The organism is Roseicella aerolata (assembly GCF_020523605.1).
Classification (GTDB): domain Bacteria; phylum Pseudomonadota; class Alphaproteobacteria; order Acetobacterales; family Acetobacteraceae; genus Paracraurococcus; species Paracraurococcus aerolatus.
This window is the reverse complement of record NZ_JAJAQI010000049.1, coordinates 19212-36492: the sequence shown is the minus strand read 5'-3', so window position 1 is coordinate 36492 and position 17281 is coordinate 19212. Positions and strand designations below refer to the sequence as shown.

The window sequence follows — 17281 nt, the reverse complement described above, 5'->3', positions numbered from 1 at the left end:
GCCAAGCACGAAAGGAGGCCACAACCCACCTGACAGAAGCCGAAAACCCCGAACTTCCAGCCACAACCCGGGTCAAATCCTCATGGCAATCCCGGGTCAGCTCTCAGTGGCAATCAACACCCTCGGGGAAGATCGCCTGCAGCCGGGCCTGGGCCTCCGCGACGTCAGGCAGCGGCGGCAGCATCCGCGTCGTCCCCCTGCCCTGCCCTGCGCATGTAGGCGTCCGCGATCACCGCCTCGACCTCCGCACGCGGAGCGCCGGCCATCACGAGCGCGGCGACCCGGCACATGACGTCCGGCGGCGGCAGCGGCATAGCCTCGAGTTCGAAAGCGGAGACGGCCACCGAACCGTTGATGCAGCGGAAGGCCGCGTCGGCGGCGGCGCTGTTGAGCAGCGCAGCTACCGCGGCGGAGGGCACCGGGGGCTGCGAAACCACCGCCCGCACCATGTTAAGGTGGTTCTCGACGGCCGCGGCGCCGTGCTGGCGGAGGAACTCGGCCGGCATCTCCGCCGCGATGAGGCGGCGCTGCTGCTCCTTTGCAGTGGTGCGCTGGAGCAGGACGCAAGGTCTGTCCGCGAGGAGCCACGCATCTCGCGGCAGGTTGGCCGCGAACCACGGCGCATGGTTCCGCTTTTCGGTCCTCCAAACGAAGCGACCGTCTGAGGTGATGCTCTCGGCCCACACGACGGGGTAGGCGTCTTTGCATCGCGCATCGCGAAACTGTGGCTTGTGACGGTTCCACACCAGCGGTCCGGTCGAGACGCCGTAGCCATAGTTGGAAAGGCGGTGCGGCATGGCGCGCAGCCGCCGCGCGAGCCCGGCCTGCCCGCGCGTCCGCGGCAACAGCCAAGGGACCTCCGGGTCGCGCGGCAGACTGAAGGTTCCGGCTGGGCTGCTATCTGCGGTCCCATCGATGGCCACGCTCAGGAAGCCGACCCGTCCGGTGCTGCGCCGCCCGGCGCGGCGATAGACGGCGAGCATCGTCTCCTGCAGCACGTCCTCGAACACGCCTGAGCGCTCGGCCACGATGTCGACGGCGACGGGCGGCGCCTCGCGCGCGAGGAGCGCCCGCAGGGCCTTGTGGTAGAGGCCGGACAGCATCGACGTCGGCGTTACGTAGGCCACCAGCCCGCCCGGAGCGGTCCAGCGAAGTGCGGCGTCGGTGAAGAGGCCGTAGAGGTTGGCGTGCCCGTACACGGCCCGCGAGAAGGCTGCGCGCCGCTCGGGCGGGAGCGACACGCGGCCGTATGGAGGATTGCCGACCACCAGGTCGAAGGCGCCCACCTCTGCGGTCCGCAGGTCGAGGCTGTCGCGCACCTCGACCATTACCGGGACGGGGCGGCCGGCGCGGCGGGCGAGGTCGGCGAGCCGCGCGTCGAGCATCGCCTGCGCCAGCCAGGCCGCGAAGGGATCCAGCTCGAAGCCGCGGAGCCGCAGGCCAATTTGCCGTAGGGCAAGCGCGGGCTCGAGGTCGCTGAGCGCGGCTGCCATGCGGTTGGCGGCCGCGACGAGGAAGGCGCCGCCGCCGCAGGCCGGGTCCAGCACGCGCGCCGCGCGCCAGTCGACGCCGGCCGCCTCCGCCATGTCGAGTAGCCGTCCGACGAGGGCCCGTGGGGTGTAGAAGACGCCGTGCTCGGCACGGTGGGCGTCCGGCAGGGCCGAGGTGTAGACCGCGCCTACCAGGTGTTCCGCCTTTCCAGGCTGGTTCGCGACGCCCTGTCCCAGGCGCGCGGCCGCCTCGCGCGCCTCAATGCCGAGCGGCGCAAGCGGGACGGCCAACGGGAGCGGACGAGGTTTTGCTCCGCCGAGGGCGCGCCAGTGCGCAGATACGACCGCGGCGGTAAAGGCTCGTGCGAACCCGATGCGCGCCTCCCCTGCGATCGTCGCCGAGAGCGAGCGGGCGAGGTGGCGGTCCAAGACCGGGTCGACTGCCAGCTGGGCGCGCGCCGCAGTCACCTGCCCCTCGATGATCGTGGTCCGCCTCAAGCCGTCCGTCCGTTTTCCCGATTCGCTGGCGAGTTTAGCCCAGAAGAATAGGTTTTTCGCCCTGCCAGATTGATAGGAGCTAGCGTATAACTTGTGGCCGCTAGCTTGTCGCTGCTATAGCTGATCGCGAGCAAGCCTCGCGCGAGTGAAGGAGGACCACGTGGCAGCGACGGTGCTTACGGTGGCATCCACGAAGGGCGGTGCTGGCAAGACGACGATTGTGATGGCGCTGGCCGGCACCCTCGCCGCCGAGGGGCTGCGCGTTGCGGTCGTGGACGCCGACCCGAACCGTGCCTACGCCTCCTGGGCCGAGCAGGCCTACGAGGGCCCGGCCATCGCAGTCCGCGCCGAGGCCGACGAGGCGCGCCTCGCGACGGCGATCGACGAGCTGTCGCCGCAGTCCGACCTGGTGCTCGTGGACACCGCCGGCTTCGGCAACCGGGCCGCCCTCCTCGCGATGGCCGCCGCCGACGCCGTGCTCGTGCCCTGCACGCCAAGCCGCGCTGACGTCGAGCAAGCCGCAAAGACCCTGGAGCTGGTGGATAGCGCTGCTCGCGCGGCGCGGCGCGCCATCCCCGCGCGCGTGGTGCCCTCGCGCCTCAAGCAGGCAACCGCGGTGTCGCGGCACGCGGTGGCCGAGCTCGACGCGGCTGCCCTCCCCCGCACGGCTGCAGGGATCGGCGACCGCGTCGCCTTTGCCGAGATGACCTTCTCCGGGCGCGTCCCCTCTGGCGGCGATGCCGCCCAGGAGGTCGCGGAGCTGGTTGCCGAGCTGCGAAAGCTTGGTTGGCTGCCTCCGAAGCCGAAGGCGGCCCGCGCTCGGGCATAGTGGGTATATGCTAGCAGATATAAGCACGCACGAGGTCCCCGCATGTCCAGCAAGGGCCTGAAGCCCGCCATCGCCCGTCCCTCCGCGCGGGAGTCGCTCGCCGCCGCCGACGCCGTCGCGCAGCAGGCTGGGCTGCCGCCCGCCTCCCTCTCGCCGCGGCCCCCCTCCTCTGCCCCGGCCGCCCCTCCCCCGGCGCCGACCGAGGAGGAGCTCGTACAGGTGAACATCCGGGTCCGCCGCGCCCTCGGCGACCAGCTCGCCGACAGGGCGCGGGCCGAGGGCACGACGCAGAAGGTGCTGATGTGCCGGGCCCTGGCAGCCGCAGGGTTCGACGTGCATCCGGAGGACCTCCGGGCGACGCCCGCCCCACGGCGTCGTGGCAGCAGCTAGCAGCTACGATGAGGGCGTCGGTAGAGTACGAATCGAATCGACACCCCTCCCCTGCCCCGCTTCCCCGCTGTCTCAGCGTGCGGACGACTGGGCCGCCCCGATTCGTACTTTGGTGACGCCCTGGCGCGGACCGATCCGGCGCCGCTTATCCACAACCGATTCGTACCCTGGTGACGCCGCTTCGTACCCGACCGACGAAACCCGAGTCGTCCCCCGTACCCTGGTGACGCATCCAAATAGGGATTCAAATAGCTTCCTAGGGACGTCGGCAGGGTACGAGCCACGCCGGGGGAAAAGCTCGCCACCAAGGCAGCGTCGGCAGGGTACGAATTGCACCGACAGGCTGGAATGTGCAGCGTACTCCTGCATGCGCGACTCCAACGACACCACCGCCTGGCCCCTTTCCGTGGGCGCCGAAGAGGCTCTTGAAGGGCGCCTGCGCAGCCGGCTGGAGGTGCTCGGCATCCAGCAGGCCCTGAACCTCGCGCCCACGGCCCTCGACCGGCGCTGCGTCGAGGCGATCCACATGGTCCTGACCGACGAGGACGGCACGCCGAACTTTGTGCACGCCGGCTTCGCCATGACCGCCCTACCCCACAAGCGGATCGAGGCGAACGAGTGGGTCCGTGACGGCGCGGACATCCGCCTGAGGATCGACAGCGGCAAGACGCACGACGGGACGATGGTCGGGGTGCCGTTCGGCTACGTGGCCCGGCTGATCCTCCTCTACCTGCAGACGGAGGCCATCAAGACCCGCTCCCGCGAGGTCGAGCTCGGCCGGTCCATGCACAGCTGGCTCAAGGCGATGGGCCTGAACAGCGGTGGCAAGGGCTATGAGGCGGTCCGCGAGCAGAGCCGGCGCCTCAGCCTTTGCCGACTGACCTTCTACCGCATCGGCGAGGGCGGCGAGGCCGTGATGAACGGCGGCTTCGTCCGAGAGGCGATACTTCCCGGCCGAGACAAGGACGGCGCTCAGCTCTCGCTCTGGCGCGAGACGGTGGTGCTCGACGAGGTCTTCTACGAGAGCCTCATCCGGCACCCCCTCCCCGTGCGCGAATCTGCCATCCGGGCGCTGTCGGGGCGCAGCATGGCGATCGACCTCTACATCTGGCTCGCCTATCGCCTCCATCACCTGGCGAAGCCGACCCGGGTTCCGTGGCCGGCGCTCTATAGGCAGTTCGGTGCCGGCTTCGCGCTCCAGCGCCAGTTCAAGGCGCACGCCCGCGAGGCCCTCGCCCTCGCCCTCTCCGCCTACCCGGAGGCGCAGGTGCGCGTGGATGACGAGGCCATCACCCTCATGCCCTCCCCTGCCCCGGTCCCCGAGCGCGCGCGGGCGCCCGCCGCCAGCGCTATGCCGAAGCGCCTACCGCATAGGCGGTAGAAGCTAGCAGGTAGGTGCTGCGGGATTGGCCGGGCGGCTCAACAAGAAGGTCCTCCTCTTCATTGACGAGCATGGGACCGCCGGCGCCGGAGATCTCTACCTCGGCGCCGTGGTGGTCCTGGCGCGCGACGCCGGCCGCGTGGACAAGTGCCTGAGCGACCTGCTTGAGCCCGACGCGGACGAGATTCACGCCTCCCGGCTGGACGACGGCTACCTCCAGGGCCTGATGCAGCGCTTCTGGGCGGCGCCGCCGCGCGACCGGGTTGTGCTGGTGAACCAGAAGGTCGCTGCACGCGGCCGCCCCGCCCCTGTGCTCTACGCGGCGGCCGTCGTTGAGACTGCGAAGGCCGGGCTGGCCAGGTTCAAGCGCGACATCCTGGGGCGCGTGACGATTGGCAATATGGACGTCATCACGCACGTGAACCACCACAACGACCACCCCGCTTTCGAGGCGGAGATCGAGCGGGCGCGGCGCGAGGACGGGCGGTTCCGCGGGGTGAACCGGGTCGGGCGCGTAGACTCGGCCGCGTCCCGGCTGCTCCAGCTGGCGGACGTGGTGGCCTACTCGCGCAAGTGGATCGTGAGCGCCGAACTCAACGCCCCCGGGCTCCGCGAGCGGTTCGGGATCCAGCTGCCCTGAAACGACGAGAGCCGCCCGGCTAGGGCGGCTCTCGGAAGAGGGCAGGGAGGGTGGCCGGCAACCGGGGCTTTCGGCCTCCGGGTGGCCACCGCTCCCGCCCGACACGCGGCCGGACGGGTCGCACGCAGGGACCCCTGCGGCACCATAGATATCCCTGCCGCCGGCGGGTTTCAAGGAAAAGGGCTGCTCGGCGAAGGTCGCTCCGATTGCTTGTAGCAGGTAGCAGGTAGTGAATAGAAGAAACGACCTAGCATACTGGCGCTGGGCTGCTTCGAGGAGGCCATCCCCATGCTCGATGCGCCGCCCGGCCGCGTCCCGAGCATCTACATGCATTGCTGCAAGGTCGCCGCGGGCAAGTCGATGCTCGCCGTACGGCTGGCCGAGGTGCCCGCCGCCATCGCCGTCGCCCAGGATCCGTCGATGGCGGCGCTCTACCCCGAGGAGCTCCGGCCAATCGCCGCCTATCTGCTAGCTTCTACCGCCTATGCGGTAGGCGCTTCGGCGTAGTACTCGCGGCGGGCGCCCGCGGGACCGCATCTCTCCGAGCTGCTGCGCGCCCGGTTCTCCGCGGTGCTCGACTGGGCGGCGAACACCGGGGCGGGCTGCGCCTGTCGGCTGCGCGTCCTCGACGTGCCGGACGCGGTCTGCCTCGCCCGGCTGTCGGCCAGGAATGCGGGAGGCCTGCACGAGCACCAGGTGAGCGAGGCCGAGTCGCGAATTGGCCCGCTACTTCGAGCGGCCCGCACCGGAAGAGGGGTTCGACGGCATGGCGCACCCGCTGCGGTAGCTCGGACAAGGATGTCCCGCCGGGCAATCCCGCAAGTTGCTAGTAGCTACGGGTAGCAGCTATCTATGCCGTCCGCGCTGGTCATCGCGTCCCGCCGATCCAGACGGGTGGGAGGTCGCAGGCCCGGCGCCCCGCCTGCTCATAGCCGGTCCGCTGGCAGTGATGCCGCAGGGCCGTAACGTCGTTCATCTCCGCGATCCCCGCGACGAAGGCGGCGCCCGCTTGTCCCTCAACGCGGTCGAATTCACTCCTACGTCCTAGCGCATATCCACTAGCAAAAAGCACGGCTCCAGCCAGGGCAAGAGCGAGCCCGGTCCGAAGCTCGGCTCGCCGCGACAGGCGCAGGACCTCCCGCTCGGCGCCCGCTGCCGCGGCCTCCGCCACCCTGCTGACGAGGTCGCGTTCCCCCTCCGGCGTCAGCCCTCGCGCGCCGCTCGCCGCCTCGCGCGCCGCGGCGGCGGCGTCGAAGGTCGCCAGCAGGGCGGCGCGCAGCGGGCTGTCCGGGCGCATCCCGGCCCGCTCGCACCAGCCCCGGACGTCCTCTGGCGTTGCTGCCGCCGGGGCAGGGGAGGGAGCCGCGCCCGTCACGGCAGCCAGGCGGCAGCGCCGGCCTCGGCGCGTCGCTTCTCGAGGTCTCCGAGCCAGTCCTCGACCATGAACTGCTCAACCGGGTCGAGCGGGTCGGCGCCGTCGCCGGCCGCCGCGGCGTAGAGGCCGAGGCCGCGCTGGCGCAGCAGGTCCATGCAGGCGAGGCGCTGCATCAGCACGGGAACGGCGCCCTCAGCCACCATCCGCTCGAAGTCGGGGTGGCGGTGCGTGCGCTCGAAGGCGCCGGCCACGGTGCGGCCCTCCCGGATTACGCCCTCGTTCAGCACGAGCAGCGTCCGCTTCGGCCGGAAGTAGCCGGCGTCCCAGATCGACAGCACGTGTCGCAGGTCCTCCTCTTCCGGGCCGAGGAAGTAGAGGGCCAGCGGCTCGATGCCGCGCCGGTCGCAGAACTCCACCAGGCGGAGGTCGCGTCCGTACTCCTGCAGCACCCGGTCGCCGCCGCCGAGGTCGAGGACGGCCGAGCGCCGCTCCTTCACCATCCGGTTCAGAACGCCCGTCAGCCACGCCTTCACGTCGGGCAGCTCCTCGGTCGGCGGATGCGTCGCGCCCTCGAACATGCCGGCGAGGGTGCGGCTCCGCGGGTCGCCGTCGGCGACGATCACGTCGCGCCCCTGGTTCCGCGCCCGCCAGACCAACTCCGCGAGCCCGGTGGACTTGCCGCCGAAACCTCGCCCGAGGCCGACGGCGAGGACCATCTGCGCCTCTGCGTCGCCCACTGACGGGGCGTGTCCGTTTGCCTTAGCCATTCGGCTTCCTTCCGCTGCGAATGTCCATCTCGGCCCTCAGCCGCGCGAGAGCCGCCTCTGCCCCGCCCGGGGCTGTGGTCGAGGCCGCCGGCGGTGGGGGAGGGGAGGAGGCTGCCGGTGCCGGCCGGGCAAGCGGCACCACGACCTGGGGTGGGGCGACCGCGCCACGTCGTGCCCGGGCCGCGACGACATCCCGCTGCACACGCCACCAGGTGCGGCGGACCGTCTCGCCGGTCAGCGCCCGTCCGCCGGACGCCTTCAGGCCGAGGCCGGCGAAGCCCTCGGCGAGCGCCTTCCAGCTCGGCCGGTTCTCGTCCACGAGCGCGGCGAAGTCGTCGTGCCGGGCCCGCAGCCATCGGTAGAGCGGCGTCCGCCCCGATCCGCCGCGCGCCACGGCCGCGATCCGCGTCAGTTCTTCGTCGGAGCTCATGGGTGTGATTCTGCCCGACGCAGCCGCATCTGCGGCGACCGGAACACCGCCCTGCGCGGGAAGTTTACCCGCCATGAATGTGAAGGATGTGGCCCCAGTTTGTGAAAGGCAACAAGCTCCACAGACCAAGGCATTGGCCAATGCGGTCGGTGCCTGCGGCCCGGGAGCGGAACGGGAGGCCCCATGGCAGCCACGGCGCGCGACGACGACCGCCTCGCCCGGCTGGAGGAGCGGCAGGACGCGCTCCTCCGCGGGGTGGCCCAGATGAACGAGACGCTCGCCGCGCACACGGCGATGCTGGAGCGAATCCTCCTCGCGGCGGCCGAGGAGCCGCCGAGCAGCGGCGACCTGGCGGAGGCGATCCGCGACATGGCGAACGCCCTCTCGGCCCAGGAGGCGGTCATGGCGCGGCTGGAGGCCCGCCTTGCGGCGCTGCCCGGCGAGATCGCCGAGGCGCTGGTGCCCGGAGCCTGACCGGCCGTGCTGACCTACTCGACCATCGCCGCGGGGGAGCCGGCCTCGGCGGGGGCAATGACGGACCACCTGCTGACGCGGACCCTGCCGCGGGAGGTCGCCGACCTCGCCCGCTACTATACGCAGGGGATGGATGTCGCCGGCTCGGCCGAGGACCGGTCCGTCGCCGAGCTGGCCGAGGCGATGGACAAAGGCAATCTCTCGTACAGCGAAGCGATAGCGGAGTTGATGCTCCGGCACGCCGACCGGGGTGCCGACCCCGACGACGAGGAGGCGCGCCTCGGGGACCGGCTGGCGCTGGCCTTGGAGCGGCGTAACTTCGAGGCGGCCTACGGCCCGCCCATGGCAGAGCCGCGCCGGGACATGCACCCGCTCGTCGCGCGCGGCCTCGGGCTCGATCCGGACCGGGGCGTCACCCGCGACGAGATCAACGCGCTGCTGGCCGGCCGCCGCGCCGACGGGGCGCGGATCGAGGGCAAGCGCTACGCCACGGCGCGCCAGGTCACCGACCGGCGGACGGGCGAGGTGAAGGACCTCACCCCGATCGGCTCCGTGGACTTCTGCTTCACCCCGGACAAGTCGGTCTCCGTCGCCTGGGCCTTCGCCCGGCCAGCAGAGGCGGCCTCGATCTACGCCGCGCACCGCGACGCGGCAGCGGAGGCGATGGCCGCCATCGAGGGACGCATCGGTCAGGCCCGGAAGGGCGACGGCGGGCGCGACGGCGCCGACCCCGGCCATGTCGGCTGGATCGCCTTCGACCACTACACCTCCCGCCCGACCCTCTGGACCGCGCGGCAGGAGGGCGGGCGGACCGTCACCGAGAGCGTGGCGGTGCAGGTCGCCGGCGACCCGGACCTGCACACCCACTTCACCGTGCCGAACGCGGTGTTCTGCGAGAACGGCCGGGTCGGCTCGCTCGACCTCGACCGGCTCGACGGGCTGATCAAGGAGGCCGGCGCGCTCTACCAGGCGCACCTCGCCGCGAACCTGCGCCGGCTCGGCGCCGAGGTCAGTCTCGACCCGAAGACCGGCATGGCCCGCCTCACGGCCGTTCCTGACCACGTCCGCGACCACTTCTCGAAGCGCACCCTCGGTGGCGAGGAGGCCGCGCGGGCCTACGCTCGCACCCTCGGCCTCGACTGGGACACGCTGCCGCCCGAGCGCCGCGCCGGGCTGCTGAAGGCCGGCGTGCAAGGCACGCCGGCCGGGCTCGACGCGGCGGCGCGGGAGAAGCTCAAGAAGGACGACATGGCCGACTTCGCCGACTGGCGCCGCCAGGCGCGCGAGCTCGGCTGGGAGTACGGCGGCATCGAGGGGCCGCGCCGGACCGGGCCGGGGCCGACCCGGGAGGAGCGCATCGCGCGCGCCTACCGAGAGGCGCTGCCCTGGCTGGAGAAGGAGCTGGACCGCCGCGCCGTCGTCACCGGCGCCGACGCGCGGACGGCGGCCCTGCGCGGCCTCATCGCCGCCGGCATCGAGGAGACGGCCGACGTCGGGCGGGTGACCGCGCTCTTCCGGAGCGAGGGCGTGCGGCAGTACGGCGAGGCGACGGCGCTCGTCTGGGGCCGGGCCGGCGAGCGGGGCGAAGTCGGCATCACGACGGCGCTGCACGCCGCCGACGAGGCGGAGTTCGTCCGGCTCGCCCGCACCGCCGCCGGCGACCGGACCGGGGCGCTCCGGGCCGGCGAGATCGCCGCCGCGGTGGGGCGCGCCGGCCTCGCCTTCGAGGGCGAGCACGGCGAGGCGCAGCGGCGGGCCATGCACCGCCTTGGCGAGGGCGGCCGGCTCGGCGTCGTGGTCGGTGCCGCCGGCAGCGGCAAGACGACCTTGCTCCAGCCCCTGGTGGCGGCCTGGACCGGACAGGGGAGGGCGGTGCACGGCGTGGCGCTGGCCTGGCGCCAGGCCGACGACCTGGCGGATGCCGGGATCGCGCGGGAGAACGTCCGCGCGCTGAGCGTCTTCCTGGACGGCGCGAAGGCGGGCGCCTTCGACCTCGACCGACGCTCCGTCGTGGTGGTGGACGAGCTCGGCCTGCTGGGTACCCGGCAGGGTTTGGAGCTGCTGCGGCTGCAGGAGGCGCGCGGCTTCCGCCTCGCCATGCTCGGCGACGACCGGCAGTGCCAGGCGATCGAGGCGGGGCCGATCGTGGACCTCGTCCGCCGTGCGCTCGGCCCCGACCAGGTGCCGGAGATCCTCACCACGGTCCGCCAGCGCGCCGAGCGGGAGCGCGAGATCGCCGGCCACTGGCGCGAGGGCCGCGCGGCCGAAGCCCTCGCCATGAAGCGCGAGGACGGCACGGCGGAGATGGTCCCCGGCGGCTACCGCGAGGCGACCGAGCGCGTCGCCGCCCTCGTCGGCGAGCGGCTGCGGGCGAACGCCGGCGACCCCGGCTACACCCTCTCCGTCTCCGCGCCGACGAACGCCGACGCGCACCGGCTGGGGCTGGCCATCCGCGAGGTGCGGCAGGGGCTGGGGCAGGTCGGGCCCGACCAGGTGCGGGTGCGCGCGGCCGACCGGGACGGGAACGCCTATGAGATGGCGCTCGGGCCCGGCGATCGGGTGCGCCTCTTCGCCAGCACGCGCGCGGAAGGGGAGAGGGGCAGCATCGGGCGCAACGGCTCGGTGCTGACCGTGCTCTCGGCGGACGCGAAGGGGATGCGCGTGCGGAACGCCTCCGGCCGGGAGGGGCGGGTGGCCTGGTCCACCCTCGCCGACCGCGCCACGGGCCGCGTGCGGCTGGCCTATGGCGAGGTGATGACCACCCACACCGCGCAGGGATCCACGGCGACCGAGCACGTCCACGCCCTGCCGGCCGGCACGAAGGCGGTGACGGGCTTCGCGGCCTACGCCTCGGGCACGCGGCACCGCCGGGCCTCCTGGCTGATCGTCTCGGCCGGGGCAGAGCACGCCGAGGTGGTGCGGCGCCGGCCGCTGAACGACGCCCGCCCCGTGACGGAGGCGGACGCCTGGGCGAACGCGGCGCGCAACCTCGGCCGGCAGCCGCGGCAGGAGGGGGCGCTGGAGTTCCTCGCCCGGGCCGGCGAGGTCCGGCGCGGCGCCGCCCGGGCGCTGCGGCAGGGCGCGCGCCCGGCCGAGAGGCGGGAGGCGAATGGCCTCCCGCCGACGACCCTCGAAAGGCGGCTAAAAGGTAGCCGCGAGCATCTAGCTGCTACTCCAATCGTTGCGCGCCTCGCCGAGGCGGTGCGGGCGCGGGGCGCGTTCGCCGAGCGACTTTCCCGCCTCGGCGCCGAGCTGGCGGGGGCGGTGCGGGAGCGGCTGGCCCGCCTGCGCGGGCCGGCGGCCGAGCGGGGACGCGAGGGCCCCTCCATGTCACTGCACCGCTGAGCCGCCGCCGGCGGCCGCGGGAACGGGCGCCGCCCCGGCCTCTCCCGGCGGCGCCGCGTCGCGCTCCACCCGCACGGCGAGCGTCGGGACGGCCGGAGGCTCGGCGGCCAGCTTCCGGAACCAGGGGTCCCGATACCAGACGAGGCGGTCGAGCATCAGCAGGGCGAGCCGCCGGCGCAGCACGAGGAGCTTGTCGGCGGGCAGCCGCTGCACCTCCTGCGCCAGCATCAGCGCCCGCCGGCGCACCGTCTCGCTCTCGCTCTGCCGCGACGGGCTGAGCCACCCGAAGAAGCGCGGGCGGCTCTGCGTCGTCTCGACGACGGTGTCGCTGCCGCCCCGCTGGCTGACCTCCTCCGCCTGGCGCTGGTCGAGCCCGCCGAGCGCGATCTCGGCGCCGGCGTTGGCGTAGATGTTCCGCGACCCGTCCTCGCCGAAGGCGAGCCGGGTCTGGTCCTTCGACTGCACGACGATCGCCATGCGCAGGCCGGAGGAGCGGATGAAGGCCGTGGCGTCGGCTAGCACGCGGTGCTCGCCGAGCGCCCAGAACTCGTCGAGCAGGGCGAGCACGCGGTGCCGGTGCTCCCGCTTCTCGCCGAACTCCTCGCGCGCCATGGCGTCGATCAGCTGCTGGAAGAAGATCGCGTAGATCGGCCGCATCCGGCGCAGGTCCGAGGGCTGGGCGCAGAGGTAGACCGACATTCGGCGGGACCGCAGCTCGCGCACGTCGAAGTCGCTGGCGGCCGTGGCTGCGGCGATGCGCGGCACCTCCCAGAGCGACAGCGCGGTGAGGATCGTCTGGCGCACGCCGCGCGCCTCCTCGCTCCCCTTCTCGAGCCCGTCCGCCCAGCCGAGGGCGGTCTCGACGGCGGCGCGCGGGTAGGGGCGCCCCTCCCGCCTGGCGTCCGCCACCAGGGACCGAAGGTGCGCGACGCAGTCCCCCCGGCGGGCGAGGCCGGCCACGGCGGCGACCGTCAGCGGCGCGCCCGGCGTCTCGGACTGGAGCACGGCGAGCGCGGTGGCGACGCGGCGGCCGGCGTTGTCCCAGTAGGGATTGTTGGCCCGCGTCTCCGGCACGAGGGCGAACATCGCCTTCTGGAGGTCGTCGGTGGCGTCGGACGTGCCCCGCCGCACGAGGCCGAGCGGGTTCCAGCGGTGGGTGCGGCCCTCCGGGTCGCCGAAGTCGAGGACGAAGACCTCGTCGCCCTTGCGCGCCCGCTCGGCCGCGGTCCAGCGCACCAGGTCGCGCTTGACCGAGAAGGCGACGAGCGCGCCGCCCCAGTTCATCGCGTTCGGCACGACGAAGGAGACGCCCTTGCCCTCCTCGGTGGGCGCGTAGACCGCGACGTGCTGCTGCCCCGGTAGGCAGGCGTAGCGCGCGAAGGGGCCGCGGCCCCACTTGCCGAGGAGGATGCCGTCCGGGCTCGGCCGGGAGGCGAAGGTGATGCCGCCCGCCTCCGCCTCGCGCCGGGTGGCGAAGTGGGATTCGCCGTGCAGGGGCCGGCCGCTGCGGCGCCGCACGGCAACGGCCGCGGTCCCTGCCAGCAGCAGCGGCGCGAGGCCGAGGAAGCCCGACAGGCCGACGGTGACCGCGGCCCACCAGTTCGCCCCAGCCTGCGGCGCGTAGAGCGTCCAGGCGGTCGCCTTCGTCCAGAGGCCGGCGGCGGCGAAGTAGGGGTGCGCCCCGAGCCCAGTGAGCGAGAGGTAGGTGGCCGAGGCGACCGGCACCGCGGCGAGCGCCGCCGCGCCGAGGGCACCGGCCAGCAGCGCGCCCCGCCGCATCACGGCCGCACCTCCATCACCGCCGTCAGGCGGTAGGGATCGCGGGCGCAGTGCGCGACCAGGTCCACGTGCTGGCGGAGCAGGCCGTGCACCGTGGCGGCCTCAAGCGAGCGGCCCTCCGGGCTCTGCCGCACCATCAGCGCCGCCGCCTCGATCGCGGCGGCGGGGTCGGCGCCGTGGATCGTGGTGACGGAGGGGTGGCCGAGGACGCGAGCGCGCAGGAAGGCCCAGGCCTCGGCGCCGCGCAGTTCCTGGAAGGGCAGCCAGTCCGGCCGCAGCCGCATCGCGTCCTGGAGGCAGTCGGTCGCCGTGCGACGCTCCCCGTCGAAGTAGAGGGGCGACCAATTCTCGTGCGGCAGGTCCATCCACTCGGGCGTGTCCTCGATCGTCACGAGGCGCCGGTCGGCGGGGACGGCGCGGATGAGCGCCTCGGCGAAGGTGGTCTTCGAGGAGCCGATGGCGCCGGCGACGAGGATCGTCCGCCCCGCCTCGACCGCCGCCCGCCACCAGGCCGCGCCGCGGCCGGGCACGGCGGCGAAGTAGCCGCGCTCCTCGAGCCATTCGAGGGTGGGCGTGAAGTCCTTCGCCCGGCGCCGGATCGCGAGCGTGATCGTGCCCGGCGGCGCGGCCGGGGGCCGGGCGCCCATGATCCGCTCGCCGCCCGGCAGCACGGAGGAGGCCGAGGGGCGGTCCGGGCCGACGCGCTTCGAGGTGCGCGAGGCGGCGAGGGTGAGGATCGCATCCAGCCGCGCGAAGGTCAGCTCCGGCGCGTCGTGCCAGATCCAGCCGTCCTCACCCTCCACCCCGAAGCGGCCGGGGCGGTTCACCACGATCTCCCGCGTGCCGGGCCGCGCGAGCGCCGCCGCGAAGGGCTCCAGCAGCCGCAGCAGCGTCGCCTCGCCCGCCAGCATCAGCGGAGCCTCAGCCGGTAGGCGTCGGAGAAATCGACGGGCTGCGTGACGAGGATGGCGATCTCCTCGCCCTGGTTCTTCGTGACCGTGTTCGGGATGTTGATGCTGTCGCGCAGCACCGAGGCGACGGCGCCCTGCACGCCGCCGGTCTGGAGGTTGAGGTAGGTGTTGTTGTCCCCGCGGGCGAGCGCGGCCTGCACCGCGCCCTGCGCGACGCTGATCGCGCTGCCGGACAGCATGAGGAACACCGCGCCGCCGAAGCGCTCCCAGAAGTGGCGGTCCACGGCGCCGTCCATGCCGATGCGGCCGAGCGCGTCTCCGACCGGCGCGCCAAGGGGGACGGGCACGCCCTGCGGCGTCCAGCCCGTCGCCGCGAGGGAGAGGATCCGGCTCTGGCCGGGCGCGACGTGGCTCTCGTAGCTCCCCTGGATGCGGGTGCCGGCCTCCATCAGCCGGACGCCGGCCGGCGAGAGCCAGTCCTGCGTGACGTGGCAGAAGAACGGGCCAGGCCGCTCGCTGCTGACCGCGGTGTCGAGCGTGCAACGGTAGACGCCGGGCATCAGAACCAGCGTCGTATCGAGCGGAGCGCCCGCCCGGGCACCGGCGATTGCCGTGCCGCGGAAGGCCACGGAGGTGCCGCGCCGGGCCGGATCTGCCTCCGGCCCGCCCGTGACGGCGCCCCGGCCGCCGCCTTCCGCGCCGGAGCGGTCGTCGGCCCGGGGAGGGGGCGTGACGGCGTAGGACATCATCCGCGGTGCCCGCGGCCCGGATGCCGCCTGCGTCGGGGCCGAGGCGAGCTGGGGCGGCGGGGGCGGGGGAGGGAGCGCGAAGGCGACCGGCTCGGCCGGCGGCGTCGCCGGCGGCGGCTGCGGCGCGTCGAAGGTGACGCGGCGCCCGATCCCGCCCGCCGGCTGCGGCGGCTCCGGCGGTTCGTTCCTCGGGTGGCGCCAGAAGACGAAGGCGATCAGCGCCGCGGCGCCCAGGATCGATGCCGCGTAGGTCTGCTTCTGCGTGAGCAGCCGCCGGCCGGTCGTGTCGGGGGCGCCGCGGTCCTCGGTCATCGCCGCCCCGTCCCCGCGAGCTCCCGCACCACGTCGGGGTGCGTCGTCCCGGTCCCCGGGTCGCGGCCGACCGGGTCGTAGGCGCGGTTGTAGACCGCGAGCACTGCGCCGCCGGGCAGCCGCAGGCGCAGTTCGCGGTGCACCCCGGGCACGATCCACCAGATGCCGCGTAGGCCGTCCGGGGCATGCCCCGGACCGTTCGCTGGGCGGGCCACCACCTGCACCGACTGCTCGGCGCCGGAGGCGTCCACCGTGAAGACGCTCGGCACCTGGCGGTTGCCGAGGTAGCGGAGGGCCGTGCGCTGGCCGTCGTCACAGGTCTCGTCCGGCACGAGGTCGGCCGCGCCGCGGCCCTCGAAGGCCCAGTTGCGGCAGGCGAAGTCCACCGCCAGCCGATCCCGCGCGACCTGGGCCTCGCGCGTCGCCCGCGCGGCGGCCGCCCGCTCCGCCGCCTCGCGGCGCGCCTGCGCCGCAGCGGCCTCGCGCCGGGCCCGCTCGTCCTCGGGATAGGTGAAGGTCAGGCCGTAGGTGGCCGCCGGATCGTCGGCGCACTCGCCCCGGCCGTCCGGGCCGCAGGTCCGCGGCAGGGGGCGGACCTCGGCCGCGAACTGATACACCCGGTCCGGCGCGCCGTGCCGCGCGGTGACGACCTGCAGTGTGGTGCGTCCGGGTGCCACGGCCCAGAGCGGCAGGACGTTGTTCAGCGGCGACTGCGCCAGGGCCTGCGCGTTCGGCGGCTCCCAGAAGGACTCGACCCCGAGCACGACGCGCTTCACCTGCTCGTCTGGGCCGAAGGTGAGCACTGTGGCGCGGCCCACCGTGCCGACGAGAAGGGTCCGGCCGGCCGGGTTGTACGGCAGCGTCCGCATGTGCGGCTCGGCCGGGTCCACGGGCCGGGGCTCGTCGAGCGCGGCAGCCGGGGAGGGGAGGGCGAGGGCGGCGGCGAGCGCCGCCGCCGCGAGGGAGGCGCGCGTCGTCATCGCCCGGTGTCCGGCTCGATGCTGTAGGTCACGACCTGCATGCCGGCTGTGTTCCAGTCGCGGTCCTCGGCGAGCTGGGGCAGCTCGGGGCGCCACTGGAAGTTCACCATCGCCGTCATCGGCGTGCGCGTGGTCACGCCCGGGCCACCGGCACCGACGCGCGTCTCGACGCGGGTGTACTGGACGCGCCAGGTCTGGGTGCGGCCCTCGGAGGGGTATTTGAAGTAGCGGAATCCCTCCGTCGTGCGGACGCCGCTGCGGCCGAGCGCGGCGAGCGGGCTCTCCGGGTTGGAGCGCGCCACGCTCGCGCGGAAGCGCTCCTGCATCGGCTCGGTGAGCAGGATGGCGCAGCGGTGCAGGTCGCGCTGGAGCGTCGTCGGGTTCGGCGTCGGGGCGTAGCCGTCGCAGGCCTCGACGAAGCGCCGGAGGTACTGGCGCGCCGTGTGGTCGGTAAAGGCGCGCGGCGCGTCGCGGGCCGCGAGCGTCGGGCTCACCTCACCGGTCTCGCGGTCGAGCAGGGCGAAGTCGAGCCGGGCGGGCTCGGCGCGGAGGACCACGGTCGCCGCGACGCCGACCCCGGCAAGGCCGAGGAGCGCGCCGAAGGCGCCGGCTATCCAGCCCGCGCGGCGGAAGGCGAGGCTGGTGCGGCGCACCTCGTCCGCCCGCGCAGCGGCGTCGGCAAGGAACTGCTGCGCGGCCTCGGGGCTCAGTGGCTCGGCAGGCCACACGCCGGGCTTGAGGCGGAGGGGGGTGCTCATCGGGTCGCGGTCCTCCCCGCGGTTGGGGCCGTGTCGGGCCAGCGGTCCGGGTTCAGCCGGAAGACCGGCCCAGAAGGCTCGGCAAGGCGCCGCGGCCCGTCGGAGCAGGCGGCGGCCGTCCCGAGCGCGGCGAGGGCGGCGGCGACGAGCAGGATACGGCGCGGCACGGCGAC

Annotated in this window: 17 protein-coding genes; 7 read left to right on the top strand and 10 right to left on the bottom strand. The window is 73.8% G+C overall.

Going from position 1 to position 17281, the window contains the following annotated elements; translation table 11 throughout:
* Positions 1–164: 164 nt before the first annotated feature.
* Positions 165–1988, bottom strand: coding sequence for an HsdM family class I SAM-dependent methyltransferase (locus LHA35_RS23435; protein ID WP_226612907.1), 1824 nt, complete (start codon positions 1986–1988; stop codon positions 165–167).
* Between the two features lie 160 nt (positions 1989–2148).
* Between LHA35_RS23435 and LHA35_RS23430 the strand changes: the two genes are divergently transcribed.
* From LHA35_RS23430 to LHA35_RS23410, 5 genes are all read left to right on the top strand, one after another.
* On the top strand, positions 2149–2817 hold the full coding sequence (locus LHA35_RS23430) for an AAA family ATPase (RefSeq protein ID WP_226612897.1): 669 nt from the start codon (positions 2149–2151) through the stop codon (positions 2815–2817).
* 42 nt (positions 2818–2859) lie between these two features.
* Positions 2860–3207: a hypothetical protein gene (locus LHA35_RS23425; RefSeq protein ID WP_226612893.1), complete on the top strand. Its 348-nt coding sequence runs from the start codon at positions 2860–2862 to the stop codon at positions 3205–3207.
* 367 nt (positions 3208–3574) lie between these two features.
* Complete coding sequence (locus LHA35_RS23420) at positions 3575–4588, top strand: replication protein RepA (protein WP_226612888.1); 1014 nt, start codon at positions 3575–3577, stop codon at positions 4586–4588.
* Between the two features lie 25 nt (positions 4589–4613).
* Positions 4614–5228, top strand: a complete 615-nt coding sequence (locus LHA35_RS23415; protein WP_226612884.1) for a DUF3800 domain-containing protein — start codon at positions 4614–4616, stop codon at positions 5226–5228.
* Positions 5229–5516: 288 nt separating this feature from the next.
* The gene (locus LHA35_RS23410; protein ID WP_226612880.1) at positions 5517–5735 is read left to right on the top strand and encodes a hypothetical protein; all 219 of its coding nucleotides are present in this window, start codon (positions 5517–5519) and stop codon (positions 5733–5735) included.
* A 361-nt stretch (positions 5736–6096) separates the two neighbouring features.
* Here LHA35_RS23410 and LHA35_RS23405 read toward each other — a convergent pair whose 3' ends face one another.
* From LHA35_RS23405 to LHA35_RS23395, 3 genes are all read right to left on the bottom strand, one after another.
* Complete coding sequence (locus LHA35_RS23405) at positions 6097–6525, bottom strand: hypothetical protein (protein WP_226612876.1); 429 nt, start codon at positions 6523–6525, stop codon at positions 6097–6099.
* Positions 6526–6599: 74 nt separating this feature from the next.
* Positions 6600–7340, bottom strand: coding sequence for a hypothetical protein (locus LHA35_RS23400; protein ID WP_226612872.1), 741 nt, complete (start codon positions 7338–7340; stop codon positions 6600–6602).
* 22 nt (positions 7341–7362) lie between these two features.
* A complete protein-coding gene (locus LHA35_RS23395) occupies positions 7363–7800 on the bottom strand; it encodes a hypothetical protein (protein ID WP_226612867.1) in 438 nt (145 codons plus the stop codon).
* 183 nt (positions 7801–7983) lie between these two features.
* Here LHA35_RS23395 and LHA35_RS23390 point away from each other — a divergent pair, with 183 nt between their 5' ends.
* Together LHA35_RS23390 and mobF are read left to right on the top strand one after the other, a co-directional pair.
* On the top strand, positions 7984–8274 hold the full coding sequence (locus LHA35_RS23390) for a hypothetical protein (RefSeq protein WP_226612863.1): 291 nt from the start codon (positions 7984–7986) through the stop codon (positions 8272–8274).
* 6 nt (positions 8275–8280) lie between these two features.
* Entirely contained in the window at positions 8281–11619 is a 3339-nt protein-coding gene (gene mobF, locus LHA35_RS23385) for a MobF family relaxase (RefSeq protein ID WP_226612859.1), read from the top strand.
* Here mobF and LHA35_RS23380 read toward each other — a convergent pair.
* From LHA35_RS23380 to LHA35_RS23355, 6 genes are read right to left on the bottom strand one after another with little or no spacing between them, the layout of a single operon-like run.
* On the bottom strand, positions 11605–13398 hold the full coding sequence (locus LHA35_RS23380) for a type IV secretory system conjugative DNA transfer family protein (protein WP_226612911.1): 1794 nt from the start codon (positions 13396–13398) through the stop codon (positions 11605–11607). The two genes, mobF and LHA35_RS23380, sit on opposite strands and share 15 nt — an antisense overlap.
* Positions 13398–14309, bottom strand: coding sequence for an ATPase, T2SS/T4P/T4SS family (locus LHA35_RS23375; protein WP_226612857.1), 912 nt, complete (start codon positions 14307–14309; stop codon positions 13398–13400). The genes LHA35_RS23380 and LHA35_RS23375 overlap by 1 nt, the downstream gene beginning before the upstream one ends.
* Positions 14309–15370 (bottom strand): TrbI/VirB10 family protein, encoded by a 1062-nt coding sequence (locus LHA35_RS23370; RefSeq protein WP_226612855.1) that lies wholly within the window; start codon positions 15368–15370, stop codon positions 14309–14311. Before LHA35_RS23370 ends, LHA35_RS23375 begins: the two co-directional genes overlap by 1 nt.
* A complete protein-coding gene (locus LHA35_RS23365) occupies positions 15367–16350 on the bottom strand; it encodes a TrbG/VirB9 family P-type conjugative transfer protein (RefSeq protein ID WP_226612852.1) in 984 nt (327 codons plus the stop codon). Before LHA35_RS23365 ends, LHA35_RS23370 begins: the two co-directional genes overlap by 4 nt.
* Positions 16347–17108: a type IV secretion system protein gene (locus LHA35_RS23360; protein WP_226612849.1), complete on the bottom strand. Its 762-nt coding sequence runs from the start codon at positions 17106–17108 to the stop codon at positions 16347–16349. The genes LHA35_RS23365 and LHA35_RS23360 overlap by 4 nt, the downstream gene beginning before the upstream one ends.
* Positions 17105–17275: a hypothetical protein gene (locus tag LHA35_RS23355; RefSeq protein WP_226612847.1), complete on the bottom strand. Its 171-nt coding sequence runs from the start codon at positions 17273–17275 to the stop codon at positions 17105–17107. The genes LHA35_RS23360 and LHA35_RS23355 overlap by 4 nt, the downstream gene beginning before the upstream one ends.
* Between the last annotated feature and the right edge of the window lie 6 nt (positions 17276–17281).